Raw genomic sequence first — 25,351 nt, 5'->3', positions numbered from 1 at the left:
TTAAAATAACATTAACACTTAAACTCACAATATTCAGCATTAAACCCTCCGTTTGCTTGGTGGGCGGCATCCATTGTGAGGCAGTGGAGTTACGTCTACAATTTCAGTAACTTCTATTCCAGCGGAATGGATGGTACGGATAGCAGATTCACGACCTGAACCAGGACCCTTTACATACGCTTTAACCTTGCGTAAGCCACTATCGTAAGCCACTTTAGCGCAATCCTGCGCAGCGGTTTGAGCGGCATAGGGAGTGTTCTTCTTCGAACCTCTAAATCCCATCTTACCAGCAGAAGACCAAGAAATAACCTGTCCTTCAGCATTCGTAAGAGTGACGATAATGTTGTTAAAAGAAGAATGAATATGAGCTTGCCCTACTGGCTCTACTTTTACGACCTTTTTCTTAACGGTCCCTGTTTTTTTTGCCATAATTACTAGCTCTTATTTAGTAGCCTTCTTTTTGTTAGCAACAGTTTTCTTCTTTCCCTTACGAGTACGAGCATTCGTCTTGGTTTTTTGACCTCTAAGAGGTAGTCCAATACGATGGCGAATACCACGGTAACATCCAATGTCCATTAAACGTTTAATGTTCATTTGAACTTGGGAGCGAAGTTCACCTTCTAACTTGATTCCCATGCCCGATATCGTATTACGAATCGCAGCAATCTGTTCGTCGTTCCAGTCCTTAACCTTGGTGTCGTAATCAACGCCGGCATCAGAGAGGATCTTACGAGCGGTGTTATGTCCAACCCCGAAAACGTAGGTCAGTCCAATTTCACCTCTTTTGTTCTTTGGCAAGTCAACACCAACAATTCTAGCCATAGTGATCCTTAAGTTTTTACAAAATTAACGATTTTATCCTTGGCGCTGCTTATACTTCGGATTTTTCTTGTTGATCACATATAAGCGACCTTTACGTCTAACGATTTTACAATCGTCACTACGCTTCTTTATGGAAACACGCACCTTCATTTTTGCAACGTTTTATTTGTATCTAAAAGATATTCTGCCTTTGGTTAAATCATAAGGGGACATTTCCACTTTAACCTTATCACCCGGGAGAATTTTGATGTAGTGCATCCTCATTTTCCCTGAGATGTGTGCAGTTATAACGTGTCCATTGTCCAACTCTACCCGAAACATTGCGTTAGATAGCGCCTCAATGATTGTTCCATCTTTCTCAATAGCAGTTTGCTTAGCCATGCATTCTATTCCTTTTTTGCTAAAACTTCATCAATGAACTTAAAAGTAGACAGCACTTCTGCTACCCCATTCTTTACTGCAACTGCCTTCTCGAAATGAGCACTTGGCAATCGATCTTGGGTTCGTATTGTCCACCCATCACGTTCTTGAAAGATCTGACGCTTACCCAGATTAATCATTGGCTCAATACAAATTACCATTCCATTTCGAAGAACGGGCCCTTGCCCTTTCTTTCCGTAGTTTGGTACTTCTGGCGCTTCATGCAGATTGCGCCCAAGCCCGTGACCAACCATTTCGCGTACTACAGAGTATCCGTTTTTCTCCGCATTCTCTTGTACCGCTTGGGATATATCACCAATTCTATTCCCTAATACAACTTTTTCGAGGCCCAAAGATAAACATTCTCTGGTAACTTTTAAAAGTTTTTTTATATTATCCGCAACGTTTCCAACTTCGAAGGTAAAAGCAGAGTCTCCATAGAAACCATTCTTGATTACCCCGCAGTCGACAGAAACAATATCTCCATCGGCTAACTCTTTGCTACTGGGGAATCCGTGCACCACAACCTCATTAACTGAGATACAAAGGGTGGCTGGAAATCCGTTATAGCCGAGAAAACCTGGAACTGCTTCGTTGTCGCGAATAAATTCTTCGGCAATCTTATCGAGCAATAGAGTTGGAACTCCTGGTTTAATATGGCGGGCAACTTCTGCTAGTGTCAAAGACACTAGCATGTTGCTCTCCCTCAGGAGTTCAATCTCTTCGTCATTCTTTAAGTTTATCATCAGAAAAAGAACCTTATACTTGGCTAAATGCCAGATCTGCCTTTAATCCGAGAACCGCTCTTCATTAATCCATCGTAGTGACGCATCAGAAGGTGACTCTCAATTTGCTGCAATGTATCAAGGATTACCCCCACCAAAATGAGCAAGGATGTTCCGCCGAAAAAGTGAGCAAACTGGTTATTAACATGAAAGATCATGGCAAATGCAGGAAGAATAGCTACTAAAGCCAAGAAGAATGAGCCCGGAAGCGTAATTCTTGACATAATAGTATCGAGATACTCAACCGTTTTCTTTCCAGGTTTAACCCCAGGAATAAAACCGCCATTCTTCTTCATATCCTCAGCCATTTGCACCGGATTTACTGTGATTGCCGTATAGAAATAGGTAAACACAATGATCAAGAAAGCAAAGACAGAGTTATACCAAAATCCAGTATAGCTTGAGAAAGCCGCCGCGATGCTTTGCCCCCATGCGCTATCCAACCTCGAGAACATCATTGGGATGAACATCAGGGCCTGAGCGAAAATAATAGGCATTACACCAGCTGCGTTAATCTTAAGCGGAATATACTGCCTAACACCGCCATACTGTTTGTTTCCGACGATGCGTTTAGCATATTGCACTGGCACCTTTCGGGTACCTTGTACGAGCAGGATAGTTCCAGCCACCACAAGGAACAGCATGATGAGTTCCACAAGAAGCATTACAAGCCCTCCAGTCTGCTCCGAAACTCTGGAGCCAAACTCAGCCGCGAAGGCAAATGGCAATCTTGCGATAATACCAATCATGATGATGAGAGAGATACCATTACCAATTCCCTTGTCGGTAATTTTTTCACCAAGCCACATGATGAATAAAGTTCCGGCAATAAGGATAAGTGTAGAAACTATCGTGAAATACGCTACATCAACAACAAACGCAGACGCTGGTATTTGCATGTGAAGGTTTGCTAAGTAAGCTGGAGCTTGAAACAACAAAATACCAACAGTTAGAAACCGGGTAATTTGATTGATCTTGCGTCTGCCACTCTCGCCTTCCTTCTGAAGTCTCTGAAAATAGGGAACAGCAATGCCCAGCAACTGCACTACAATCGATGCTGAAATGTATGGCATGATGCCAAGAGCAAAAATTGATGCGTTACTAAATGCACCTCCAGAAAACATATCCAACAGTCCCATGATACCACTAGCGGTTTGAGCTTTCAAATCGCTGTGGATCAGTTGTGTTGGGTCGATTCCTGGAATAACAACAAAGCTGCCCAGCCTGTATATTAAAAGAATCCCTAACGTGTAGAGAATTCTTCTACGAAGCTCTTCAATTTTGAAGATATTCTTGATGGTCTCGATGAGCGCTCTCATTCGTTAGAGTTTTACAACATTACCCTGTAACGATTCGATGGCTTTAATGGCAGTGCCAGAAAAAGCGTTGGCATGAACTTCTACCTTAGTAGTTAGTTCGCCACTACCGAGAACCTTATAAAGTTGATTTCTGCTAACTAGGCCAGCTTCAACCAAAACTTCTTTCGTGATCACAGTAAGGCCCATATTCTTGGCAACCTCATCAATCAATCCAATGTTAATGCCCTTATACTCTTTCCGAAAAGGATTCTTAAAACCAAATTTCGGTAGCCTGCGTTGAATAGGCATTTGACCGCCCTCAAACCCAACTTTTTTGGAGTATCCAGAGCGAGACTTAGCTCCCTTGTGGCCTCTTGTAGAAGTACCACCGTGGCCAGATCCCTGTCCCCTTCCAATCCGTTTTACCTTGTGGGTTGAACCCTTAGCAGGCTTTAAATTGCTCAATTCCATAGCAAATTCTTATTGAGTTACCAGCTTATTTTATCTCTTCCACCTTAACGAGGTGCTTAACTTTCTCAACCATTCCGAGAATTTCGCGACAAGCGTCTTTCTCTGAACTACGGTGCATCTTTCCAAGACCCAACGATTTTAGAGTACTCTTTTGGCGCTCTGTGCTGCCAATCATACTCTTAACCTGTGTTAACTTTACTTTTGTCATGGTAAGATTTCTATCCGTTAAACACCTTGGTGAGCTTGATACCTCTCACATGAGCAACGGCACGCGCATCGCGAAGCTCCATAAGAGCTTGCAAGGTGGCCTTTACCAAGTTGTGAGGGTTCGAAGATCCCTTTGATTTAGCAAGTACGTCAGTTACACCAACGCTCTCGAGCACGGCGCGCATAGCACCACCAGCCTTAACACCAGTTCCGTGTGCAGCAGGTTTCATAAAAACCCTAGCTCCACCGAACTTAGCTAACTGCTCGTGAGGAATAGTTCCCTTGTTAATTGGCACCTTAATGAGGTTCTTTTTGGCGTCCTCAATACCCTTGGTTATGGCAACGGTAACTTCACTTGCTTTACCTAAGCCGTAACCTACGATCCCATTCTCGTTGCCAACGACAACAATTGCAGAGAAACTGAAAGTACGTCCACCCTTAGTAACCTTGGTTACACGGTTGATGGCTACTAACCTATCCTTAAGCTCGAGATCGCTGCTTTTTACTTTACGTATACTAGTATTTGTCGACATAGCACGTTAAAATTTAAGTCCACCTTCTCTGGCAGAGTCAGCTAACGATTTAACACGACCATGGTAAAGGTTACCGCCACGGTCAAAAACAACTTCGGTAATCCCAGCAGCCAACGCTTTGGCAGCAACATTTTTGCCAACCAATTGAGCACATTGTGATTTGGTCAATCCCGATTGTTCCATTATTTCCTTCTCAAGTGAGGAGGCAGCAACCAGCGTCTTTCCAGTAGAATCGTCAATGAGCTGTGCATAAATTTGCGTGTTGCTGCGAAATACGCTTAAGCGGGGGCAGGTGGGAACACCCTTTACTATTTTGCGGATTCTTCTTCTAATCCTTAGTCTTCTTTCAATTTTAGTCAAGGCCATAGCTTCAAACTTTTATGTTATTTAACACCAGCCGACTTACCAGCCTTCTTACGAACCACTTCACCCACGAAACGAATACCTTTTCCTTTGTATGGTTCAGGCTTACGTAGCGACCGAATCTTAGCAGCCACCATTCCGAGGAGTTGCTTATCGTACGAAGTAAGAGTAACAATAGGGTTACCACGTTTCTCCGTCTTAGCCTCCACCTTTACTTCGGCGGGCATTTTCAAGTGAATTTCGTGCGAGAACCCTAAGGCAAGTTCGAGAACGCCTTCTTTAGCTTCGGCTTTGTAACCGACACCAACGAGTTCTTGCTTTACAGTAAAACCTTCAGAAACCCCCACAACCATGTTGTGGATCAACGCTCTGTATAGGCCGTGCATCGACCTATGGCGAGGTTGTTCTGTGGGGCGGGTAACATGTAGTACATTTCCCTCTACGGTAACGGTGATATCCCTATCAACCTTCTGTTTTAACTCACCGAGTGGGCCTTTTACGCTAACCACATTACCAGCAGCAACCTTAACGGTTACGCCTTGTGGTAAGTTTACAGGTTGTTTTCCAATTCGCGACATTACACTCTTTTTTAGTAAACGTAACAAATAACTTCACCACCAACTTTCAACGTTCTGGCTTCCTTATCGGTAATAACACCATGAGACGTAGAGATGATAGCGATACCAAGACCATTGAGTACGCGTGGCATTTTATCTACACCGGCATACTGACGTAAACCAGGAGAAGAGACGCGCTCAATGTGTTTAATAGCCGGTTTCTTGGATTCCGGATGGTACTTCAAGGCGATTTTGATGTAACCTTGTGGACCTTCCTCAACAAACTTATAGCTTAGAATATAACCCTTTTCAAAAAGAATTCGCGTAAGTTCCTTCTTCATGTTAGAAGCAGGAATCTCCACCACTTTGTGGTTAGCGCTTACAGCGTTGCGAATACGGGTTAAAAAATCTGCGATAGGATCAGTCATTGCTTAACCTTTTATTTATAAATTACCAACTTGCCTTCTTAATTCCGGGAATAAGGCCATTAGAAGCCATTTCTCTGAATTGAATTCTGCTTACGCCAAAAAGTCGCATGTATCCCTTAGGACGACCAGTAATTTTGCAACGATTGTGCAAACGTACTGGGCTCGAATTTTTAGGGAGCATGCTTAGACCAACATAGTCACCGTCGGCTTTAAGCTTAGCCCGCTTCTCAGCGAACTTCTCAACAAGCTTGAGGCGTTTCACCTCGCGAGCCTTCATTGATTCTTTTGCCATATAGCACTAGTTCTTTTTGATGTTTTTAAAAGGAATACCGAACTCACGAAGTAGTGCGAAACCCTCTTCGTCTGACTCTGCAGAAGTTACGAAGCAAATCTCCATACCCAAAATCTTAGTGACTTTGTCGATGTCCATTTCTGGAAAAATGATTTGCTCACGAATGCCGAGAGAGTAATTACCTCTACCGTCAAATTTCTCTTCTACGCCCTTAAAGTCACGAATACGAGGCAACGAAACGGCAATAAGCCTTTCGAGGAACTCATACATACGTTCTTTACGGAGAGTAACCTTAACCCCAATAGGCATGCCTTTGCGGAGTTTAAAGTTAGAGATATCCTTCTTAGAATAGGTAGCAATAGCCTTTTGACCGGTTATTGTAGTTAATTCTTGGAGAGCGATGTCGATCAGTTTCTTGTCGGCAACCGCTTGGCCTACGCCTTGGTTGATAACAATCTTGCTGATTTTAGGCACCTGCATAATGCTCTTGTATCCAAACTCTTTCATAAGAGCAGGAACAATCTCTTCCCGGTACTTAGTTCTTAAGGTAGGTGTGTATTCCATTACTTAATTTCCTCCCCAGATTTTTTAGCGAAACGCACTAATTTTTCCTTTTCGTTGTACCTACGTCCAATACGGGTAGGTTTTCCGGTGGCGGGATCGAGCACATTCAAATTAGAAATATGAATGGGGGCTTCCTGCTTTACAATACCACCTTGAGGGCTCTTGGCGTTGGGCTTGGTATGCTTGGTAACCATGTTGATACTTTCAACAATGGCGCGCTCTTCGCTTGGAAAAACTTCAAGCACTTTACCTTGCTTACCTTTATCGTCGCCAGCGTTAACAAAAACGACGTCCCCTTTTTTTATGTGTAACTTCCTTTGCATTGATTGTAATTTAAAGGTGTTAAAGCACTTCGGGTGCAAGCGAAACTATTTTCATGTATTTATCACGAAGTTCGCGAGCCACAGGGCCGAAAATACGAGTTCCGCGGATTTCGCCTTGGGCGTTTAAGAGAACGCAAGCGTTGTCGTCGAAGCGAATATAAGAACCATCAGAGCGACGGATTTCTTTGCTAGTTCTTACAATTACCGCCTTGGTTACAATTCCCTTCTTAACATCGCCAGTAGAAATAGCACTTTTAACGGCAACAACAATTTTATCGCCAATGCTTGCATACTTTTTCCCTGTGCCTCCGAGCACACGGATGCAGAGCACTTCCTTTGCTCCGCTGTTGTCTGCTACAGATAATCTGCTTTCTTGCTGGATCATGGCTACTTAACTTTCTCTAAAATTTCAACTAGTCTCCAGCGCTTTGTTTTACTCAAAGGTCTGGTTTCCATAATACTAACGGTGTCGCCTATGCTGCACTCGTTTTTATCGTCGTGGGCCACAAATTTAGTGGTTTTATTGACATATTTACCATAGATCGGGTGTTTAACTTTACGTTTAACGGCAACAACGATGGATTTTTCCATTTTGTTGCTCATTACCACGCCGACTCTTTCTTTGCGAAGATTTCTCGTTTCCATTCTCAGCTGAATTACTTTTTCTCTTGATTAGATCTCTTAGTCAGCTCAGTAAGCATTCTCGCAATTGTTTTGCGGTGCTCACGCAGCTTAATAGGGTTGTCAAGAGGCGAAACGCTATGGTTCATGTGGAGGCGGTGAAGTTCACCGCGCTCTACGTCAATTCTTTCCTCTATTTCCCTGACGGTCAACTCTCTTATCTCTGAATTCTTCATCACTCACAAAGATTATTCGGTGTAATCACGTCTAATAACGAGCTTAGTAGCTATTGGAAGTTTTTGTGCTCCAAGGCGAAGTGCCTCTTTTGCAATTTCCAATGAAACTCCATCTGCTTCGATCAGGATGCGGCCCGCCGTGATGGGAGCAACAAATCCTTCAGGGGCACCTTTACCTTTACCCATACGAACTTCGGCAGGTTTTTTGGTAATAGGCTTGTCGGGGAAAATCCGGATCCAGATCTGACCTTCACGTTTCATAAAACGAACTACCGCTTGACGGGCAGCTTCGATTTGACGACCAGTGATCCAGGCATCCTCGAGTCCTTTAATTCCGAAAGAGCCAAATGCCAACTGATTTCCTCTCTGGGCAACACCTTTCATGCGGCCCTTTTGCATCCTTCTATACTTGGTCTTCTTAGGCTGTAACATTTCTCTGTACCTTTAAGCGATTAGCACTATTTGCTTCTTTTTTTTCTTGCTCCAGCACCACCAGCACCACCACCACCACGAGGACGGTTGTTGTTATCTGGGTAATTTCTTGGAGAAGATGGTCCGCTTTGCTGGTTGTTGGCCACTACGTTAGGCGCCAAATCGCGCTTTCCGTAAACCTCACCGGTGCAAATCCAAACTTTAATTCCGATTACACCCACCTTGGTAACGGCTTCGGCTAAAGCGTAATCGATATCAGCACGGAAGGTGTGAAGTGGAATTCTTCCTTCCTTAATAGTTTCGGTACGAGCCATTTCAGCACCACCCAAACGACCAGCAATACCCACCTTAATACCCTCTGCGCCCATTCTCATGGTAGAAGCAATTGACATTTTGATGGCCCGGCGGTAAGAGATACGTCCCTCAATTTGGCGAGCGATGTTATTGGCTACAATGGTGGCATCAATTTCAGGACGCTTCACCTCAAAGATGTTGATTTGGACTTCCTTTTTGGTAATCTTCTTCAACTCTTCCTTGAGCTTATCAACTTCCTGACCGCCTTTTCCAATGATAATACCTGGACGAGCAGTGTAAACAGTTACGGTGATAAGTTTCAGGGTTCTTTCAATAACCACTTTCGAGAGGCTTGCTTTAGCAAGACGCGCGTTTAGATACTCGCGAATCTTGTAATCTTCAACAAGCTTCTGGGAGAAATTTTTTCCACCGTACCAGTTTGAATCCCATCCACGGATGATTCCAAGCCTGTTTGCTATTGGATTAACTTTTTGTCCCATTATTTTGCTTCAGTGTCGTTAGCATTTTTACTACCTAGTACAACCGTAACATGGTTAGATCTCTTGCGGATGCGATGAGCGCGTCCCTGAGGAGCGGTTCTGATTCTCTTCAACATTTTTCCGCCGTCTACAAAGATCTCCTTTACGTAAACATTGCTATCCTCAATGCGCACGCCGTCGTTTTTTGCTTCCCAGTTGGCCATAGCCGACAATACAAGCTTTTCAACTTTACGTGAGGCCTCTTTAGTGCTGTAACGAAGAATGGCTAATGCCTTGTTAACTTCGATGCCGCGAACTAAATCTACCACTAATCGCATCTTCCGGGGAGAGCTGGGGCAGTTCCGCAAAATTGCGCCTGCCTTCTCTTTTCTCTCCGCTTTATCTTTCTCTGCTCTTAATCTTTTTCTTGCACCCATTTCTAAGAAATATTTTCAGTTACTTGCTGTTATTTCTTCTTATTACCTGAATGTCCTCTGAAGGTGCGGGTTGGGGCAAACTCTCCCAGCTTGTGACCTACCATGTTCTCGGTAATGTAAACTGGAATGAACTTGTTCCCGTTATGAACTGCAATGGTATGACCCACAAAATCTGGGGAAATCATACTGGCACGTGACCATGTTTTCACAATTGCCTTCTTGCTGCTTTCGTTCAAGGTAAGAACCTTCTTCTCCAGCTTAAATGCTATATAAGGACCTTTTTTAAGTGATCTGCTCATAACGCTTGGATTAAACTGTTATTTTTTCCGTTTTTCGATAATGAACTTGTTGGTGTCCTTTTTCTTGTTACGAGTCTTAAGACCCTTAGCAAGTAGACCCTTACGTGAACGTGGGTGACCTCCAGAAGAGCGGCCTTCACCACCACCCATTGGGTGATCAACAGGGTTCATAACAACACCACGTACTCTTGGACGGCGACCTAACCAACGAGATCTACCAGCCTTTCCTGAGCGCTCGAGAGCGTGGTCAGGGTTAGAAACAGAGCCAACGGTAGCGCGGCAAGTAACCAAAATCATACGGATTTCGCCCGATGGAAGTTTAATTACTGCATACTTACCTTCGCGTGCAAGAAGCTGTGCATAGCTACCTGCGCTGCGGGCCATAATTCCACCTTGTCCAGGACGAAGTTCGATGTTGTGAATTACAGTTCCAAGCGGTAATTCGGATAGATAGAGAGTGTTACCAACTTCAGGAGCTACACCTGTTCCAGACAAAATGGTTTGTCCAACTTGCAACCCTTGAGGTGCAAGAATATAGCTCTTTTCGCCATTGGCATAAACAACAAGCGCGATACGTGCGCTGCGGTTTGGATCGTACTCGATAGTTTTTACAGTAGCAGGTTGACCATCAACATTACGTTGGAAGTCAATAAGACGATACATTTTCTTGTGTCCACCACCAATATAGCGCATGGTCATCTTACCGGAGTTATTACGTCCGCCCGACCGCTTGGTAGCTACCAACAAAGACTTTTCAGGCTTGTTAGTTGTAATTGTATCGAATGTGCTAATGATCTTATGTCTCTGACCAGGAGTTATCGGTCTAAATTTCTTTACAGCCATGTTCCTTAGATGTTGCTATAAAAATCAATTTTATCACCTTCTTTCAACGTTATGATTGCTTTCTTGAAGGAGTTTGTGCGTCCTACAAGGTAGCCGGCTTTAGTAAAGCGTGACTTTACTTTGCCGCCATAGCGCATGGTGTTAACGTCGGACACTGTAACTGAGTACATTTCCTCAACCGCTTGCTTAATCTGCAGCTTGTTGGCAGTCTTCTCGACTACAAAACCGTAACGATTCAACTTTTCGCCCTGAATCGTCATTTTCTCGGTTACAATTGGCTTAATTAAGATTTCCATCTCTACGTATTTACAAAAAACCAAACAATCTGTTTATCGCGCCTACCGAACCTTCTGAAATAACAAGGTTACCAGCGTTCATAATTTCGTAGGTGTTGAGTTGGGAAGCCAACATTACCTTAGCATCAGCGATGTTGCGGGCAGAAAGAACAACATTAGAATTCACCTCAGGCAACACAAATGTACATTTGCGATTGTCAACCTTGAGGTTGGTTCTGATCTTGATAAACTCCTTAGTTTTAGGAGCGTCCAAGATAAATTCTTCTACAACAACAATCTGGTTCTTCTGAGCCATGTAGGTAAGGGCACTCTTACGAGCCAACTGTTTTACCTTCTTGTTGAGCTTAAAGCTATAGTCTCTAGGAACTGGACCGAAAACACGTCCACCGCCTCTGAAAAGGGGCGATTTAATGCTACCGGCACGGGCAGTACCTGTACCTTTTTGCTTTTTAATTTTCCTAGTGCTACCGGAAACCTCGTTTCTCTGCTTCGACTTGTGAGTACCTTGTCGCTTGTTAGCTAGGTATTGCTTTACGTCGAGGTAAATAGCATGATCGTTGGGTTCGATGCCAAAGATAAAATCTTCGAGCACTACCTTTCTTCCGGTATCCTTACCCTCGATATTTAATACTGCTAATTCCATTACTCCTCAATAATTAAGTAAGAACCCTTTGCACCGGGAATAGATCCCTTAACTAACAGTAGGTTGTTTTCTGGGATAACCTTAAGAACTTTAAGGTTAAGCACCTTTACTTGATCTCCACCCATGCGTCCTGGAAGTCTCTTCCCTGGAAACACGCGTGATGGCCAAGACGATGCACCCAAAGAACCAGGAGCTCTCAAACGGTTGTGTTGTCCGTGGGTTGCTCCACCAACTCCGGCAAAGCCGTAGCGTTTCACAACTCCTTGAAATCCCTTTCCTTTAGAGATACCGGTAACATCTACCCAGTCTCCTTCTTTTAGGATATCCGCAACAGTGATAACATCACCGAGTTTGCGTCCATCTTTAAAAGATTGGAACTCCACAAGCTTGCGCTTAGGGGTAGTGTCGGCCTTCTTGAAGTGACCTAAAAGGCTCTTGTTGGTCCGCTTTTCTTTCTTTTCGTCATAGGCAAGTTGCAGTGCAGTATACCCATCGGTTTCTACACTTTTAACCTGCGTAACTACGCAAGGACCAGCCTCAATAACGGTGCATGGTATGTTTTTACCATCAGCACCGAACACGGAAGTCATTCCGATTTTTTTTCCAATAATTCCTGGCATTGCTTTTTCGCGTTAGACTACTTAACAATTATCAAACCTTGATTTCCACTTCTACTCCGCTAGGAAGCTCAAGCTTCATTAGCGCATCAATTGTCTTAGGAGTAGAGCTGTAGATGTCGAGCAACCTTTTATAGGTAGATAGCTCAAACTGCTCGCGCGACTTCTTGTTCACGAAGGTTGCACGATTCACTGTGAAGATTTTCTTGTGAGTAGGCAGTGGAATAGGTCCACTTACTACTGCTCCAGTTGCCTTCACCGTTTTTACTATCTTTTCTGCCGACTTATCTACCAAGCTATGGTCATAAGATTTAAGCTTAATTCTGATTTTCTGGCTCATTGCAGCTTGCTTAAACGGGTTGTATTATTCTATTTCCTTAATATTTCCCTTTGCCTTCTCCATGATTTCCTTAGAAAGGTTAGATGAAACCTCATCGAAATGAGAGAATTCCATCGTGCTAGTTGCCCTACCTGAGGAGATTGTACGAAGAACGGTTACATATCCGAACATTTCGGATAGCGGAACTTTAGCCTTTACCACGCGAGCACCACCACGAGATTCCATACCAGTGATCTGTCCACGACGCTTGTTGAAGTCGCCGATAACATCACCCATATTTTCCTCAGGGGTAACTACTTCTACTGCCATAACCGGCTCCATAAGAATTGGATTGGCTTTGATAGCAGCGTGACGGAAGGCATAACGAGCACAAATTTCGAACGAAAGTGCATCAGAGTCCACTGCGTGGAAACTACCATCCTTAAGAGTAACCTTCATGCTATCGATAGGATAACCTGCAAGTACACCGTTCTTCATTGAAGACTCGAAACCCTTCTTAATAGAGGGCACAAATTCTTTAGGAATATTACCACCCTTAAGTTCGTCAACGAACTGAAGTCCAGTAACTCCTTCATCGGCAGCACCAATGGAAACAATAATATCAGCGAACTTACCCTTACCACCCGATTGTTTCTTGAACGTTTCACGGTGATCGGCTTTGCCCTTAAGTGCTTCTTTATAGTTAACCTGTGGTGCACCTTGGCTAATTTCCACGTTGAACTCGCGACGCAAACGGTCTACGATAATTTCAAGGTGTAACTCACCCATACCGCTAATAATGGTTTGTCCACTATCATGATCGGTGTGTATTTTGAAAGTAGGATCCTCTTCGGAAAGTTTACCAAGAGCAATACCCAACTTGTCGAGGTCCTTTTGAGTTTTAGGCTCAATAGCGAGTCCAATAACGGGCTCGGGAAAGGTCATCGATTCAAGAGTAATAGGATATTTCTCATCGCATAGGGTATCACCTGTGCGAATATCTTTAAAACCTACTGCAGCACAAATATCACCAGCTTCAATAACCTCCATTGGGTTTTGCTTGTTGGCGTGCATTTGGTAAAGGCGCGAAATACGCTCTTTCTTGCTTGTGCGGGTGTTGTAGATATATGATCCAGACTCCAGTTTACCACTATAAATACGCATAAATGCTAGACGGCCTACGAATGGGTCGGTAGCAATTTTAAACGCAAGAGCGGTGAAAGGATCTTTAACGCTAGGATGACGAACAACTTCCTCACCAGTTTCAGGATTAACACCTGTAATGGATTCCACATCAAGCGGGGTTGGAAGAAATTCGATAACGGCATCAAGGAGTTTTTGAACGCCCTTGTTCTTAAATGCGGTTCCGCAAAGAACAGGAACAATCTTCATGTCGATGGTAGCCTTACGGATAGCATCAACTAACTCGGCCTCGGTAATTGAGTTCGGGTCTTCGAAGAATTTCTCTAAAAGGGCATCGTTGTATTCTGCAACCGATTCCACCAACTTGGCTCTCCACTCAGCAACCTCTTCGAGCATATCTGCAGGAACGTCCTCGTAGTTGTAGTTTACCTTAACCTTATCGTCGTCGTAGTAGATTACGGCCTTATTCAAAATAAGATCGACAGTTCCGCGGAACTTCTCTTCGGCGCCAATAGGAATGTGAAGGGGAACAGGAACAGCACCCAGCTTATCCTTAATCTGTGAAACCACAGAAAAGAAATCGGCACCGGCACGATCCATCTTATTAACAAAAGCCATACGGGGCACCTTATACTTATCGGCTTGTCTCCATACGGTTTCCGACTGGGGCTCAACGCCACCAACGGCACAAAACACGGCAACAGCACCATCGAGAACGCGAAGCGAGCGCTCCACTTCTACGGTAAAGTCAACGTGTCCTGGGGTGTCAATTAGGTTGATTTTGTAGGTCTGATCGTTGTAAATCCAGAAAGTGGTAGTAGCAGCAGAGGTAATGGTGATACCACGCTCTTGCTCCTGTACCATCCAGTCCATAGTAGCGGCTCCATCGTGAACCTCTCCTATCTTGTGAGTTTTACCAGTATAAAATAGGATACGCTCCGATATGGTAGTTTTACCAGCATCGATGTGAGCCATAATACCTATATTTCTAGTAAAATTAAGATCCTTACTCATTGAATGTAACCTCTCCTTAATTGTTTAAACTAGAACCTGAAGTGAGCGAAAGCCTTGTTGGCTTCAGCCATCTTGTGCACGTCCTCTTTTCTCTTGTATGCACCGCCTTCATTGTTATAACCAGCTACAATTTCATTAGCTAGTTTGTCGGCCATAGATTTTCCCGATCGTTTACGCGCATATAAGATCATATTCTTAATGCTGATCGAAATTTTTCGGTCCGTACGTACTTCTCTAGGAACTTGGAAAGTAGCACCACCTACACGGCGGCTCTTTACTTCAACCTGAGGAGTAATGTTCTCCAATGCTTTCTTCCAGATTTCCAGCGGACTCTTCTCGGAGTCTTTCATCTTCACCGCAACCATGTCGATGGCATCATAGAATACTGACAAAGCAGTACTCTTTTTGCCTTCATACATCAGGTTGTTTACGAAACGGGTAACCAAAGAATCACCAAACTTAGGGTCTGGCAGAAGAATTCTTTTTTTTGGTTTTGCCTTTCTCATCGACTTAAACTAAAAAGTTATTATTTCTTACCTTTTTTCACAGGAGCGCCCTTTACTGGAGCACCACCCTTACCCGCTTTTGGCTTCTTAGTGCCATACTTCGAGCGTCTTTGATTACGTCCTTCAACGCCGGAAGCATCCAATGCTCCACGTACGATATGGTAACGCACACCAGGTAAGTCTTTTACCCTTCCACCCCTGATAAGCACAATACTGTGCTCTTGAAGGTTGTGACCTTCACCGGGAATGTAAGCGGTAACTTCAAACCCATTGGTTAGCCTTACACGGGCAACCTTACGCATAGCGGAGTTTGGTTTCTTAGGCGTTGTAGTGTACACACGTGTACATACGCCTCTCTTTTGGGGACATGCATCCATCGCGGGAGCCTTGCTCTTGTCAAGCAATTTCGTCCTTCCTTTTCTTACAAGTTGTTGAATTGTAGGCATAAAATACAACTACTTCGTTAATCCTTGGTTATACTATATTTTTAACAAAATGGCTTGCAAAGGTATTCTTTTTTTTGATTTGCAAGAACTTTTACCAGAATAAATTGACTCAAAGACCATTCCCACTTAGGATAGACTTCGGAAATCGCTGTTATTCCGGGTTGCAAAAGTAAGATAAAAAAGTGATTTAGCAACAACTTATTCAGTTAAGTTTCTCTTTTTCAAGAAACCATTATTTTTATACCAAATATGTAAACCTTCCGCCGATTCTCTTTGATGTGATCAAAAAATCACTATTTTTGAAACTCGTCACTCAAAAAAATTGAAGCTTACTATGATATAGAGTAACCACTAATTTAATTCTTGGGCTATGAAGAGCTACTTAACTAACCAAATTAAGAACATCGTTCTACTTGGAAACTCCGGATGTGGGAAAACAACCCTCGCCGAGACCATGATGTTTGAAGGCAAAGTGATTGAGCGCCGCGGAACAGTAGAGGCAAAAAACACGGTGTCGGACTACACCGAAATTGAGCAGGTTTACCTTCGCTCCATCTACTCTTCCGTTCTTTACACAGAATTTCAGGACCACAAGCTCAATATCATCGATGCGCCAGGCGGTGACGATTTTGTTGGCGGGGTCATCCCGGCCCTTCGGGTGGCCAACACTTCCGTAATGGTTATTAATGCCCAAAACGGTGTGGAAGTTGGAACCGAGATTCAGGGCCGATACGTGGAGCAATACGGAAAGCCTATGATGTTTTTCGTGAACCAACTCGAAAGTGACAAGGCTAACTGGGACAGCACCATCGACAGCATCCACCAAAGTTTTGGAAAAAAAGCCATCATAGTTCAATACCCAGTAAATGCGGGCACCGATTTCAACGGATTTATCGATGTGCTCATGATGAAATACTACACCTTTAAGGGTGATACCGGCGAGCGCACTACAAACGAAATCCCCGCTGCCGAAATGGATACTGCCAATGAGCTTCACAATGCGCTCGTTGAAGCGGCTGCCGAAAACGACGAATCGCTCATGGAAATCTTCTTCGAAAAGGGAAGCCTTACCGAAGAGGAGATGAGCAAAGGCATTAGAAGAGGGATGGCAAACCGCGATCTTTTCCCCATTTTCTGTGGATCAGGCAAAAAGAATATCGGCATCAAACGCTTGATGGATTTCATCATTAACGTTAGCCCTTACCCAAACCAAACAATTAATCCTACCGACAATGCCGGTGTGGAAGTGCCCATCGACTCCAAAGCGCCTACCTCCATATTCGTATTCAAGACCAACTACGAGCCGCATATTGGTGAAGTGAACTTCTTCAAGGTAATCTCCGGAAAAGTAACCGAAGGTATGGATTTGGTGAACATGAACAACGACACCAAGGAACGAATTACCCAACTCTTTGCCTCTGCAGGAAAGAACCGCACCAAGGTTACGGAACTATATGCAGGTGATTTTGGTTGCACGGTAAAGTTGAAAAACACAAAAACAAACCATACCCTTAATGGACCTGGTGCTCCTTGGGTATTCGAGGCCATTACTTTCCCTGAGCCAAAATTCCGCACAGCCATTAAGGCAAGGAATGAAGCCGACGAGGAGAAGATGAGCGAAGTGCTGAATCGCACACACCAGCAGGATCCCACCATTATTATAGAGTATAGCAAGGAGTTGAAGCAAACAATTCTGCACGGGCAGGGTGAACACCACCTCAATATTTTGAAGTGGCACCTCAACAATACCCACAAAATTGAGGTGGACTTTGTGGCGCCAAAGATTCCTTATCGCGAAACCATTACTAAGATAGCTGCCGCCGATTACCGCCACAAGAAACAGAGTGGTGGAGCGGGTCAGTTTGGGGAAGTGCACATTGTGATAGAGCCTCACGTGGAGGGAGCACCTGACAAAACCAAGTTTAAAGTCGATGGCAAGGAGATAAACCTAAACATCAGGGGAAAAGAAGAGGTTAAGCTCGACTGGGGTGGCAAGCTCGTTTACTACAACTGCATTGTTGGGGGAGCAATTGAAGCACGATTCCTACCCGCTATTTTAAAAGGTATAATGGAAAAGATGGAGGAAGGCCCACTCACCGGCTCCTACGCTCGCGATATTCGCGTGGCGGTGTACGACGGAAAGATGCACGCTGTAGACTCCAACGAATTGGCGTTTAAACTTGCTGGTCGCAACGCCTTTAAGAATGCCTTTAAGATTGCTGGGCCAAAGATCATGGAACCGGTATACGAGGTAGAGATTATGGTACCAGGCGACAAGATGGGTGATGTAATGGGTGACCTTCAGAATCGCCGAGCTATCATCATGGGTATGGGTAGCGACCGAGGATTCGAAAAAATTATAGCTCGCGTGCCGCTCTCTGAGATGCATAAGTACTCCACTACCCTTTCCTCCTTAACGAGTGGACGAGCCAACTTCCACATGAGTTTCCTTGAATACGAACAAGTCCCAACGGATATCCAAGAGAAACTACTAAAGGTTTACGAAACCGAGCAGGTGGAAGATTAATCCCTTCAACCTATTCAACAAAAAAGCCACTCCAAACGGAGTGGCTTTTTTAATCAGCATCTATTCTAACCTTAATTTGGCAAACAAATCCACAACAATTAAAGCGTAGAAAATAAATTTCGGTTGAAACACGTAAAGCACTCCTGTTTACAGAAGTTCGATCTAAATAAAAAAACAGTTGCAGTAATTCAAGAAGTAATCAAAATGAATAACCACTTGATATTTTGCAGAAAGAAACGATACCGTCACCCTACTGTTCCCTCTTATTTATGTAACGTCAACCGAGCACTTTACTATCATCGCTTATTGGAAATGGGTTCTGTTTTTTGCCAAACACCAGCACATATACGCAAATCCTAAAAGGATAAACACAAGTGAAATGCCTTCGCAAAATCCAAGAATCATTTTAGACATTTCATCTCGGTATATACTGCTCAGCGACTTAATTAATAAGCCCGAGGCATAAAACGATAAAATCAGAATCTGCAACCTTTTTTTCATTTTCTATTCTCCATTTAAGCATAAAATAGTTCACACGAAAGGTGATTTATTTAAGAATAGTTCCACATGAGAACCCATCTCGCAAAAAGTTCACAGAACTCTAATTTAGCCTTAAGTCTACCGACTAATTGCTATACCACATCCATTTCCACATCTCTTTCCACGAGGTCTTCTTTCCATACATTAAGATACCTACACGATAGATCTTGCTCGAGAGCCAAGTCATTCCAATAAAGGAGGCAATCAGAATTGCAGCAGAAAGAGCCAACTGCCAATCGGGAACTCCAAACGGAACGCGTGCCATCATAATGATGGGTGACGTGAACGGAATCATAGAGAACCAAAAAGAGAGCGATGAGTCTGGATCTTGAAAGGTAGACATCATGATGAAGATGGAGAGGATGAGCGGAATGGTAACCGGAAGCATAAACTGCTGCGATTCGGTTTCGTTATCTACCGCAGCTCCTACTGCTGCAAACATGGAAGAATAGAGTAGATATCCGCCTATAAAGAAGAAGAAAAAGCAACCAATAATATAGGGGAGGTTTGCATTACCAAGCATGGTAAAGATCGCTTCCACCTTGGAGGATGAAGGAGCCATGGCTGCGGAATTGCCAGCCATGGGATTGGCAGAGGCTTGATCAATAGTGTTCTGAATTTGCACTTGAGAGGAAGAATCGACAACAAGCACCGCTTTGGCAATGGTAACAATGGCTGTAGTGAGCATAACCCAAATGAGGAGCTGCGTAAGTCCTACCGCTGCAATTCCAAGGATCTTACCCATCATCAGCTGGAACGGCTTAACCGAGGAGATAATAACCTCAACGATACGGCTAGTCTTTTCTTCGATAACGCCACGCATTACTTGGGCACCGAAAAGAAAGATAAACATATAAATGGCAAAACCGGAAATATAGGCAATACCCATATTCATCTCGGTGCTACTCTCCTTTTCGCTACCATCTTCATTCCACTGAATGGTCCGCATGGAAACTTCAGTCTTGACCGTCTTTAATATGGTATCAATATCGGCAATATTATAGGTGGCCAGTTTACTCCGTTCAATCTCCTTCCCAATGGAACTTTCCATATGGTTTTTCAATTCGAGGTTTGGTTGATCCTCCGAAAAGAAGCGTACGCCGTCGGGCTGTTCAACAACTGTCGGGATATAAAGCACCCCATAAAGACTATCTGAACTAAAGGTTTTTCGTGCCTGCTCGAGGGTTGTATTGGACAAATACTTAAACTTGATGGTGGCCTTTTCGGGCAGCAGATTTACGAACTTGCCCGTTTCATCAATCACCGCAATCTTCTTTATGGTATCGTCTTTGACATACTTTGCAACTAGAGCGGGACCTACCATGAGAGAGCCAAAAAGTAGGGGACCAAGGAGAGTCATGATGATAAATGATTTCTTCTTAACCCTTACCGAATACTCCCTTTGAATTATCAGAAATATCTTATTCATAAAAATTGCTTTTACATTATTTGCTATTACTCAAAAAACCATAAGAACTAAACAACCATGAGCAAATGCTCTTGAGTGATATACGATTGGAAGTTCTGCAACTAGTTTTTATTCTCACTGTTGTAGTTTTGAACTACCTTAATAAAGATGTCGTTCATGCTAGGAATAACCTCATTAAAGCTCATCACTTCAACGCTAGGAAGCAACTGCGAAAGTAGTCGGTTTTCCTGTGTCGGGGTAAGGACCTTAATAGTGGCTCTTTTAGTGTATTTATCATCCCACTCCTTGAGCAATTCATAGTCGGGACCAACAATCGACTTGAGAGAAGAGATATCACCGCGGTAACCTACCTCGTAGATGTTCTCACCGTAGTTCTTGCGCACATCATCAATATGACCACTAAGTATATTACGGGATTTATTAATCAAGCAGATGTTGTCGCAGAGTTCTTCTACCGAGCCCATATTGTGAGTAGAGAATATAATGGTGCAGCCACGGCTCTTCAAGCCAAGAATCTCCTCCTTTAGTAAATTGGCATTAATGGGATCGAATCCACTAAAAGGCTCATCGAAAATCAGAAGTTTAGGCTCATGAAGCACCGTAACGATGAACTGCACTTTTTGGGCCATGCCCTTTGAGAGTTCCTCCACCTTCTTATCCCACCAAGCTTGAATCTCAAACTTACGAAACCAATACTTCAACTTCTCCATAGCGTCGTGCTTGGAAAGCCCCTTAAGCATGGCAAGGTAAAGCGCCTGCTCTCCTACCTTCATCTTTTTATATAGACCGCGCTCTTCTGGAAGATATCCAATCTGGAACACATCACTACCTTTCATGGGGCGCCCTTCGAAAAAGAGTTGGCCCTTATCGGGTGCCGTAATCTGGTTGATTATCCGAATAAGTGTAGTTTTTCCTGCCCCATTTGGGCCTAACAAGCCGAAGATGGTATTGGCCGGAACAGAAATGCTGACATTGTCGAGGGCCAAGTGATTGGCAAACTTCTTTTCAACGTTTTCGGCTCTAAATATTTCCATAGTAATAATCAGTTGTTTGAATTACGTTCTAAATTCTAGGTGTCTAAATTACAATTTCTTCAGGCAAAATAACTCCAAATTTGTTTTTTCGCCTCAACAAGAGTGTAACATTGCTCTATTAGTATGAAGAAAACAAAAAAAGTTACAAAAAGACTACCATTTCGATTTCATTCACCCACACCAATAAATTCCGTCTAATGGGATAACTAGGCATCCAATATATTGAAACCATACGAAACAAGTCGAAGATTCGTAACCCAATGTAAGAGAATAGCCACCAAAAAAAATGCCCCGACAGTGTCGGGGCATTAATTATATAAGGAATAGCCGATTAAACTAGCTAAAGAAATTCTTCATACGCTCAAATATATTCTTATCGTTGGCATCAGGGTTTGGAATGAAGTTTTCGGACTCAGCCATCTTCTCAACGAACTTCTCCTCCTCCTTGGTGAGCTTCTTTGGAACCCATACATTAATATGGACCAAAAGATCGCCACGGCCATAACCATTAACATCGGGGATTCCTTTGCCGCGAAGACGCAAGATTTTTCCCGGCTGAGTACCTGGATCGACTTTTATTTTCACCTTTCCGTCTACTGTAGGAACTTCCACCGTGGCACCAAGGGTGGCATTCGGAAAGCTAACAAAGAGGTTGTGAATTATATCATTTCCATCGCGGATTAGTTCAGGATGCGGTTCCTCCTCAATAATGACGAGTAAATCTCCATTCATTCCTCCCCTACGCGCGGCATTCCCCTTTCCAGAGACAGAGAGTTGCATTCCTTCGCCAACTCCAGCTGGGATACGAATCTCAATAACCTCTTCCCCACGAACCAGCCCATCGCCGTTGCAAGCCTTACATGGATTGGTGACAATCTTTCCTTCGCCACCACAGGTTGGGCAGACGGAGGCAGTTTGCATTTGGCCTAATATAGTGTTGCTAATACGCGTAACTTGTCCGGCCCCTCGACAGGTATTGCATGTTGAAGAACCACTGCCATCCTCGGCTCCAGTTCCGCTACATTTCTTGCATTCAACGTGCTTGTTTACCTTGATCTTTTTTTCAACCCCATTGGCAACCTCCGAAAGATTAAGTTTCACCTTAATACGAAGATCGGAACCCCGATTTACGCGCCGACCGCCCCCACGAGAACCGCCAGACGAAAACCCGCCAAAATGTCCTCCAAAGATGTCACCAAAGTGCGAAAAAATGTCATCCATGTTCATGCCACCGCCGCTAAAACCGCCGCCACCTCCGGCACCGCCAACTCCTGCGTGGCCATATTGATCGTAACGGGCACGTTTATTATCATCGCTAAGAACCTCATAGGCCTGAGCTGCCTCTTTGAACTTATCCTCAGAGGCTTTGTCTCCAGGGTTTTTATCGGGATGGTATTTCAATGCCATCTGCCGGTAAGCCTTCTTAATATCGGCAGCAGAGGCACTCTTCGAAATGCCTAGAATTTCATAATAATCGCGCTTAGTCATTGTGCAGATACATTTTTAGCGTTACTCACCAACAATAACCTTGGAGTAGCGAATTACTTTTTCGTTGAGGCGATAGCCCTTTTGAATAACGTCAACAATCTTTCCTTTTAACGCTTTACTCGGAGCCGGGATTTGGGTAATAGCCTCATGTAAATCGGTGTTGAGCGAGTGGCCAACAGCCTCAATCTCAACAACGCCTTGACGTTTCAAAAACTCATTAAACTTATTAACAATAAGCACCACGCCCTCTTTTACTGGCTCTAGATCCGTGGCGACATCCATTGCTTTCAGCGCTCTATCGAAATCGTCTACTACAGGAAGCATGTTTACAATAACAGATTCGCCTGCTGTCTTGATCAAATCCTCGCGCTCCTTACGGGTACGCTTCCTGAAATTATCGAACTCGGCACTAAGCCGCATGTATCGATCCTTATAATCGGCCAACTGCTCCTCTGTAGTAGGTTCGGCTGGTATTTCTTGTGCTTCAACGTTAGCTGCTTCTGTGGCTTCTTGATTATTCACCTCTGTCTCGGTTGCCTCCTGTTTTGGCAACTCCTCTGCACCGCTTTGCTTCTTATGCTTGGTCATATCGAACTATATCATATAAGTATTACGCGAAAGGGCACTTGCAAATTGCTTGCCACTTCGCAAAAGACGACATTTTGTCGGTTAAGTATTATTGGATGCGACGAATTTGGGCACCCAGCTTATTCAAGCGCTCATCGATGCGCTCATAACCCCTGTCGATCTGCTCAATGTTGTGAATAATTGAGGTTCCTTCTGCAGACATGGCTGCAATAAGCAGCGCAACTCCGGCACGAATATCAGGAGAGGTCATTACCGTGGCGCGCAGTTTCACCCGATTACCTTGGCCAATTACAGTGGCTCGGTGAGGATCACAAAGAATTATTTGCGCCCCCATGTCGATGAGTTTATCGACAAAAAACAAGCGACTCTCAAACATTTTTTGGTGTATAAGCACACTTCCACGAGCCTGAGTAGCCACCACGAGAAAAACGCTTAAAAGATCAGGCGTCAAGCCTGGCCAAGGGGCATCAGCAATAGTCAGAATGCTGCCATCAATAAAGGTATCGATGGTATAGCCATCCTGAGCAGGAATATAAATATCGTCGCCCCTACGCTCCATCTTAATCCCCATTCGTTCGAAAGAGTAAGGAATAATACCGAGATCATCGTAGGAGACATTCTTAATAGTAATTTCACTTTGAGTCATGGCAGCCATCCCAATAAAGCTACCAATCTCAATCATATCCGGCAAGATGGTGTGTACCGCACCGTGAAGTTCGGTTACCCCTTCAATGGTAAGTAAGTTGGAGCCAATACCCGTAATTTTGGCACCCATCCTATTTAGTAACTTGCAAAGTTGCTGAACATAGGGTTCGCAAGCGGCGTTATACATGGTAGTCACACCCTTGGCCATAACGGCAGCCATAAGAATATTGGCCGTTCCCGTTACCGACGCCTCATCGAGAAGCATGTTGCAACCATGTAGGTTACTTGCCTCAACGGCGTAATAATTTTCGGCAATGCTAAAATCGAAACTGGCACCTAAGCGCTGAAATCCTAAGAAGTGGGTATCGAGCCTGCGTCGACCAATCTTATCGCCACCTGGACGGGGAACAAACCCCTTGCCGAAACGAGCTAAAAGTGGACCAACCACCATAATGGAACCCCGTAAGCTGGCGGCCTTTACTCTGAACTCATCGGTACGGAGGTAGTTGATATCTACTTGGGTGGCCTTGAACGAGTAAGACGAATCGCTCAACTTGTTCACTTCTACACCCATGCTTTGGAGCAGGTCGATAAGCTTATTTACGTCGAGAATGCTGGGAACATTATGCACCACAACCTCTTCGGGTGTGAGCAGAATGGCACACAGAATTTGAAGCGCCTCATTTTTCGCTCCCTGTGGGTGAATATCACCCGAAAGCTTAAGGCCTCCCTTTATTTCGAAGGTACCCATGTTTATGCCGAATTACTTTTTGCGGGAATGATGCTGCGGGATACGCTTCTTAGGAGCTGAAGTCGATTGTATTTCGAACCGTTCTTGGAGCTTGTATTCCGGACTGAGCTTAAGCATACCCTCCGAAAATTCGCCAAGGTCACGCAATATGATATCATCAGTAACCGATTCCTTGTTCCATGTGAGGTAAGATTTCTTCATCTGGTTGGCAATGGCGTAAACCAGAAAATCTTTCTCTTCTCCATCCTCAAGCTTCATGGCAGCGGTAACCATGCTTTGAATCACACGACCATAGTGTTTATGCTTTAAACGAATAGGGGCATATGGTACAGGGCGAGGTTTCTCGCTCAGTTTTTCACGCGAAGGATCGGGGTATGGTGAGTCAACCACGAGTTTGAAATCGGACATAACTGCCAAGTGATCCCAAAGTTTGTGCTTAAAATCGGGTTGATCGCGCAGATGTGGGTTCAGCGTACCCATAACCGAAATAATGGTTTTTACCACGGTATTACGTTCCTCCCTATCCTCAACAGTAAGAGCATAATCAACCATTTGCTGAACATTTCTTCCGTATTCGGGAAGAGGGAGTTTACTCCGCTGAGTATTATAGTCCATCATAATAAATTGTCGTATAAACACCCCATTTAGGGGTAACTTTAAC

Annotated in this window: 37 protein-coding genes; 1 reads left to right on the top strand and 36 read right to left on the bottom strand. The window is 44.0% G+C overall.

Annotated elements, in window-relative coordinates:
- Window positions 1-39: 39 nt before the first annotated feature.
- From rpsK to rpsL, 30 genes are read right to left on the bottom strand one after another with little or no spacing between them, the layout of a single operon-like run.
- Window positions 40-429 carry a 30S ribosomal protein S11 gene (rpsK, locus tag BLS65_RS03850; RefSeq protein ID WP_092436045.1) on the bottom strand — a complete coding sequence of 130 codons (390 nt, stop codon included), beginning with the start codon at window positions 427-429 and terminating at the stop codon, window positions 40-42.
- A 12-nt stretch (window positions 430-441) separates the two neighbouring features.
- Complete coding sequence (gene rpsM / locus BLS65_RS03845) at window positions 442-822, bottom strand: 30S ribosomal protein S13 (RefSeq protein ID WP_092436043.1); 381 nt, start codon at window positions 820-822, stop codon at window positions 442-444.
- A gap of 33 nt (window positions 823-855) precedes the next feature.
- Entirely contained in the window at window positions 856-972 is a 117-nt protein-coding gene (gene rpmJ, locus BLS65_RS03840) for a 50S ribosomal protein L36 (protein WP_092436041.1), read from the bottom strand.
- Window positions 973-984: 12 nt separating this feature from the next.
- Window positions 985-1,203 (bottom strand): translation initiation factor IF-1, encoded by a 219-nt coding sequence (gene infA / locus BLS65_RS03835; protein ID WP_092436039.1) that lies wholly within the window; start codon window positions 1,201-1,203, stop codon window positions 985-987.
- 5 nt (window positions 1,204-1,208) lie between these two features.
- Window positions 1,209-1,988: a type I methionyl aminopeptidase gene (gene map, locus BLS65_RS03830; protein WP_092436037.1), complete on the bottom strand. Its 780-nt coding sequence runs from the start codon at window positions 1,986-1,988 to the stop codon at window positions 1,209-1,211.
- A gap of 23 nt (window positions 1,989-2,011) precedes the next feature.
- Entirely contained in the window at window positions 2,012-3,346 is a 1,335-nt protein-coding gene (secY, locus tag BLS65_RS03825; RefSeq protein ID WP_092436035.1) for a preprotein translocase subunit SecY, read from the bottom strand.
- Window positions 3,347-3,349: 3 nt separating this feature from the next.
- On the bottom strand, window positions 3,350-3,796 hold the full coding sequence (gene rplO, locus BLS65_RS03820) for a 50S ribosomal protein L15 (RefSeq protein WP_092436034.1): 447 nt from the start codon (window positions 3,794-3,796) through the stop codon (window positions 3,350-3,352).
- A gap of 25 nt (window positions 3,797-3,821) precedes the next feature.
- Window positions 3,822-4,004: a 50S ribosomal protein L30 gene (rpmD, locus tag BLS65_RS03815; RefSeq protein ID WP_092436032.1), complete on the bottom strand. Its 183-nt coding sequence runs from the start codon at window positions 4,002-4,004 to the stop codon at window positions 3,822-3,824.
- Window positions 4,005-4,014: 10 nt separating this feature from the next.
- Window positions 4,015-4,536, bottom strand: coding sequence for a 30S ribosomal protein S5 (gene rpsE / locus BLS65_RS03810; protein ID WP_092436030.1), 522 nt, complete (start codon window positions 4,534-4,536; stop codon window positions 4,015-4,017).
- Between the two features lie 6 nt (window positions 4,537-4,542).
- Window positions 4,543-4,902 (bottom strand): 50S ribosomal protein L18, encoded by a 360-nt coding sequence (rplR, locus tag BLS65_RS03805; RefSeq protein ID WP_092436028.1) that lies wholly within the window; start codon window positions 4,900-4,902, stop codon window positions 4,543-4,545.
- A 17-nt stretch (window positions 4,903-4,919) separates the two neighbouring features.
- Complete coding sequence (rplF, locus tag BLS65_RS03800) at window positions 4,920-5,477, bottom strand: 50S ribosomal protein L6 (protein WP_092436025.1); 558 nt, start codon at window positions 5,475-5,477, stop codon at window positions 4,920-4,922.
- Window positions 5,478-5,488: 11 nt separating this feature from the next.
- Window positions 5,489-5,884, bottom strand: a complete 396-nt coding sequence (gene rpsH, locus BLS65_RS03795) for a 30S ribosomal protein S8 (protein WP_092436023.1) — start codon at window positions 5,882-5,884, stop codon at window positions 5,489-5,491.
- A gap of 22 nt (window positions 5,885-5,906) precedes the next feature.
- On the bottom strand, window positions 5,907-6,176 hold the full coding sequence (rpsN, locus tag BLS65_RS03790) for a 30S ribosomal protein S14 (protein ID WP_092436021.1): 270 nt from the start codon (window positions 6,174-6,176) through the stop codon (window positions 5,907-5,909).
- Between the two features lie 6 nt (window positions 6,177-6,182).
- Complete coding sequence (gene rplE / locus BLS65_RS03785; protein ID WP_092436020.1) at window positions 6,183-6,740, bottom strand: 50S ribosomal protein L5; 558 nt, start codon at window positions 6,738-6,740, stop codon at window positions 6,183-6,185.
- Window positions 6,740-7,063 carry a 50S ribosomal protein L24 gene (rplX, locus tag BLS65_RS03780; RefSeq protein WP_092436018.1) on the bottom strand — a complete coding sequence of 108 codons (324 nt, stop codon included), beginning with the start codon at window positions 7,061-7,063 and terminating at the stop codon, window positions 6,740-6,742. The genes rplE and rplX overlap by 1 nt, the downstream gene beginning before the upstream one ends.
- 19 nt (window positions 7,064-7,082) lie before the next feature.
- Entirely contained in the window at window positions 7,083-7,448 is a 366-nt protein-coding gene (gene rplN, locus BLS65_RS03775; RefSeq protein WP_092436016.1) for a 50S ribosomal protein L14, read from the bottom strand.
- 2 nt (window positions 7,449-7,450) lie between these two features.
- Window positions 7,451-7,708 carry a 30S ribosomal protein S17 gene (gene rpsQ / locus BLS65_RS03770; protein ID WP_092436014.1) on the bottom strand — a complete coding sequence of 86 codons (258 nt, stop codon included), beginning with the start codon at window positions 7,706-7,708 and terminating at the stop codon, window positions 7,451-7,453.
- Window positions 7,709-7,719: 11 nt separating this feature from the next.
- A complete protein-coding gene (gene rpmC / locus BLS65_RS03765) occupies window positions 7,720-7,920 on the bottom strand; it encodes a 50S ribosomal protein L29 (RefSeq protein ID WP_092436012.1) in 201 nt (66 codons plus the stop codon).
- 12 nt (window positions 7,921-7,932) lie between these two features.
- On the bottom strand, window positions 7,933-8,352 hold the full coding sequence (gene rplP, locus BLS65_RS03760) for a 50S ribosomal protein L16 (protein ID WP_092436010.1): 420 nt from the start codon (window positions 8,350-8,352) through the stop codon (window positions 7,933-7,935).
- Between the two features lie 26 nt (window positions 8,353-8,378).
- On the bottom strand, window positions 8,379-9,146 hold the full coding sequence (gene rpsC, locus BLS65_RS03755) for a 30S ribosomal protein S3 (protein WP_092436008.1): 768 nt from the start codon (window positions 9,144-9,146) through the stop codon (window positions 8,379-8,381).
- Window positions 9,146-9,562 carry a 50S ribosomal protein L22 gene (gene rplV / locus BLS65_RS03750; RefSeq protein ID WP_092436006.1) on the bottom strand — a complete coding sequence of 139 codons (417 nt, stop codon included), beginning with the start codon at window positions 9,560-9,562 and terminating at the stop codon, window positions 9,146-9,148. The genes rpsC and rplV overlap by 1 nt, the downstream gene beginning before the upstream one ends.
- Window positions 9,563-9,591: 29 nt before the next feature.
- Window positions 9,592-9,861, bottom strand: coding sequence for a 30S ribosomal protein S19 (rpsS, locus tag BLS65_RS03745; RefSeq protein ID WP_092436004.1), 270 nt, complete (start codon window positions 9,859-9,861; stop codon window positions 9,592-9,594).
- Between the two features lie 18 nt (window positions 9,862-9,879).
- Window positions 9,880-10,704: a 50S ribosomal protein L2 gene (rplB, locus tag BLS65_RS03740; protein WP_092436003.1), complete on the bottom strand. Its 825-nt coding sequence runs from the start codon at window positions 10,702-10,704 to the stop codon at window positions 9,880-9,882.
- Window positions 10,705-10,709: 5 nt separating this feature from the next.
- Window positions 10,710-11,000 carry a 50S ribosomal protein L23 gene (rplW, locus tag BLS65_RS03735; RefSeq protein WP_092436001.1) on the bottom strand — a complete coding sequence of 97 codons (291 nt, stop codon included), beginning with the start codon at window positions 10,998-11,000 and terminating at the stop codon, window positions 10,710-10,712.
- Between the two features lie 10 nt (window positions 11,001-11,010).
- Window positions 11,011-11,643, bottom strand: coding sequence for a 50S ribosomal protein L4 (gene rplD, locus BLS65_RS03730; RefSeq protein ID WP_092435999.1), 633 nt, complete (start codon window positions 11,641-11,643; stop codon window positions 11,011-11,013).
- On the bottom strand, window positions 11,643-12,263 hold the full coding sequence (rplC, locus tag BLS65_RS03725) for a 50S ribosomal protein L3 (RefSeq protein ID WP_092435997.1): 621 nt from the start codon (window positions 12,261-12,263) through the stop codon (window positions 11,643-11,645). The genes rplD and rplC overlap by 1 nt, the downstream gene beginning before the upstream one ends.
- Window positions 12,264-12,294: 31 nt before the next feature.
- Complete coding sequence (rpsJ, locus tag BLS65_RS03720) at window positions 12,295-12,600, bottom strand: 30S ribosomal protein S10 (RefSeq protein WP_092435995.1); 306 nt, start codon at window positions 12,598-12,600, stop codon at window positions 12,295-12,297.
- A gap of 24 nt (window positions 12,601-12,624) precedes the next feature.
- Entirely contained in the window at window positions 12,625-14,736 is a 2,112-nt protein-coding gene (gene fusA / locus BLS65_RS03715) for an elongation factor G (RefSeq protein WP_092435993.1), read from the bottom strand.
- A gap of 29 nt (window positions 14,737-14,765) precedes the next feature.
- Window positions 14,766-15,242, bottom strand: coding sequence for a 30S ribosomal protein S7 (gene rpsG, locus BLS65_RS03710; RefSeq protein ID WP_092435990.1), 477 nt, complete (start codon window positions 15,240-15,242; stop codon window positions 14,766-14,768).
- A 20-nt stretch (window positions 15,243-15,262) separates the two neighbouring features.
- Window positions 15,263-15,688, bottom strand: a complete 426-nt coding sequence (gene rpsL / locus BLS65_RS03705) for a 30S ribosomal protein S12 (RefSeq protein ID WP_092435987.1) — start codon at window positions 15,686-15,688, stop codon at window positions 15,263-15,265.
- Window positions 15,689-16,058: 370 nt separating this feature from the next.
- Here rpsL and BLS65_RS03700 point away from each other — a divergent pair, with 370 nt between their 5' ends.
- Window positions 16,059-18,215, top strand: coding sequence for an elongation factor G (locus BLS65_RS03700; RefSeq protein WP_092435985.1), 2,157 nt, complete (start codon window positions 16,059-16,061; stop codon window positions 18,213-18,215).
- Window positions 18,216-18,840: 625 nt separating this feature from the next.
- Here BLS65_RS03700 and BLS65_RS03695 read toward each other — a convergent pair.
- The 6 genes from BLS65_RS03695 to BLS65_RS03670 all read right to left on the bottom strand — a co-directional run bounded on the left by BLS65_RS03695 (window position 18,841) and on the right by BLS65_RS03670 (window position 25,305).
- A complete protein-coding gene (locus tag BLS65_RS03695) occupies window positions 18,841-20,184 on the bottom strand; it encodes an ABC transporter permease (protein ID WP_092435983.1) in 1,344 nt (447 codons plus the stop codon).
- 101 nt (window positions 20,185-20,285) lie between these two features.
- Window positions 20,286-21,218, bottom strand: coding sequence for an ABC transporter ATP-binding protein (locus BLS65_RS03690; protein ID WP_092435981.1), 933 nt, complete (start codon window positions 21,216-21,218; stop codon window positions 20,286-20,288).
- A 336-nt stretch (window positions 21,219-21,554) separates the two neighbouring features.
- On the bottom strand, window positions 21,555-22,706 hold the full coding sequence (dnaJ, locus tag BLS65_RS03685) for a molecular chaperone DnaJ (RefSeq protein ID WP_092435979.1): 1,152 nt from the start codon (window positions 22,704-22,706) through the stop codon (window positions 21,555-21,557).
- Window positions 22,707-22,727: 21 nt separating this feature from the next.
- Window positions 22,728-23,294: a nucleotide exchange factor GrpE gene (locus BLS65_RS03680; protein WP_092435977.1), complete on the bottom strand. Its 567-nt coding sequence runs from the start codon at window positions 23,292-23,294 to the stop codon at window positions 22,728-22,730.
- A gap of 88 nt (window positions 23,295-23,382) precedes the next feature.
- Window positions 23,383-24,690 carry a UDP-N-acetylglucosamine 1-carboxyvinyltransferase gene (gene murA / locus BLS65_RS03675; RefSeq protein WP_092435975.1) on the bottom strand — a complete coding sequence of 436 codons (1,308 nt, stop codon included), beginning with the start codon at window positions 24,688-24,690 and terminating at the stop codon, window positions 23,383-23,385.
- 12 nt (window positions 24,691-24,702) lie between these two features.
- Window positions 24,703-25,305, bottom strand: a complete 603-nt coding sequence (locus tag BLS65_RS03670; RefSeq protein WP_092436098.1) for a DUF4290 domain-containing protein — start codon at window positions 25,303-25,305, stop codon at window positions 24,703-24,705.
- Between the last annotated feature and the right edge of the window lie 46 nt (window positions 25,306-25,351).

It is taken from the genome of Williamwhitmania taraxaci (genome assembly GCF_900096565.1).
Classification (GTDB): Bacteria; Bacteroidota; Bacteroidia; order Bacteroidales; family Williamwhitmaniaceae; genus Williamwhitmania; species Williamwhitmania taraxaci.
Note: the sequence above shows the minus strand (reverse complement) of the source record. Positions and strands in the feature narration are given on the sequence as shown.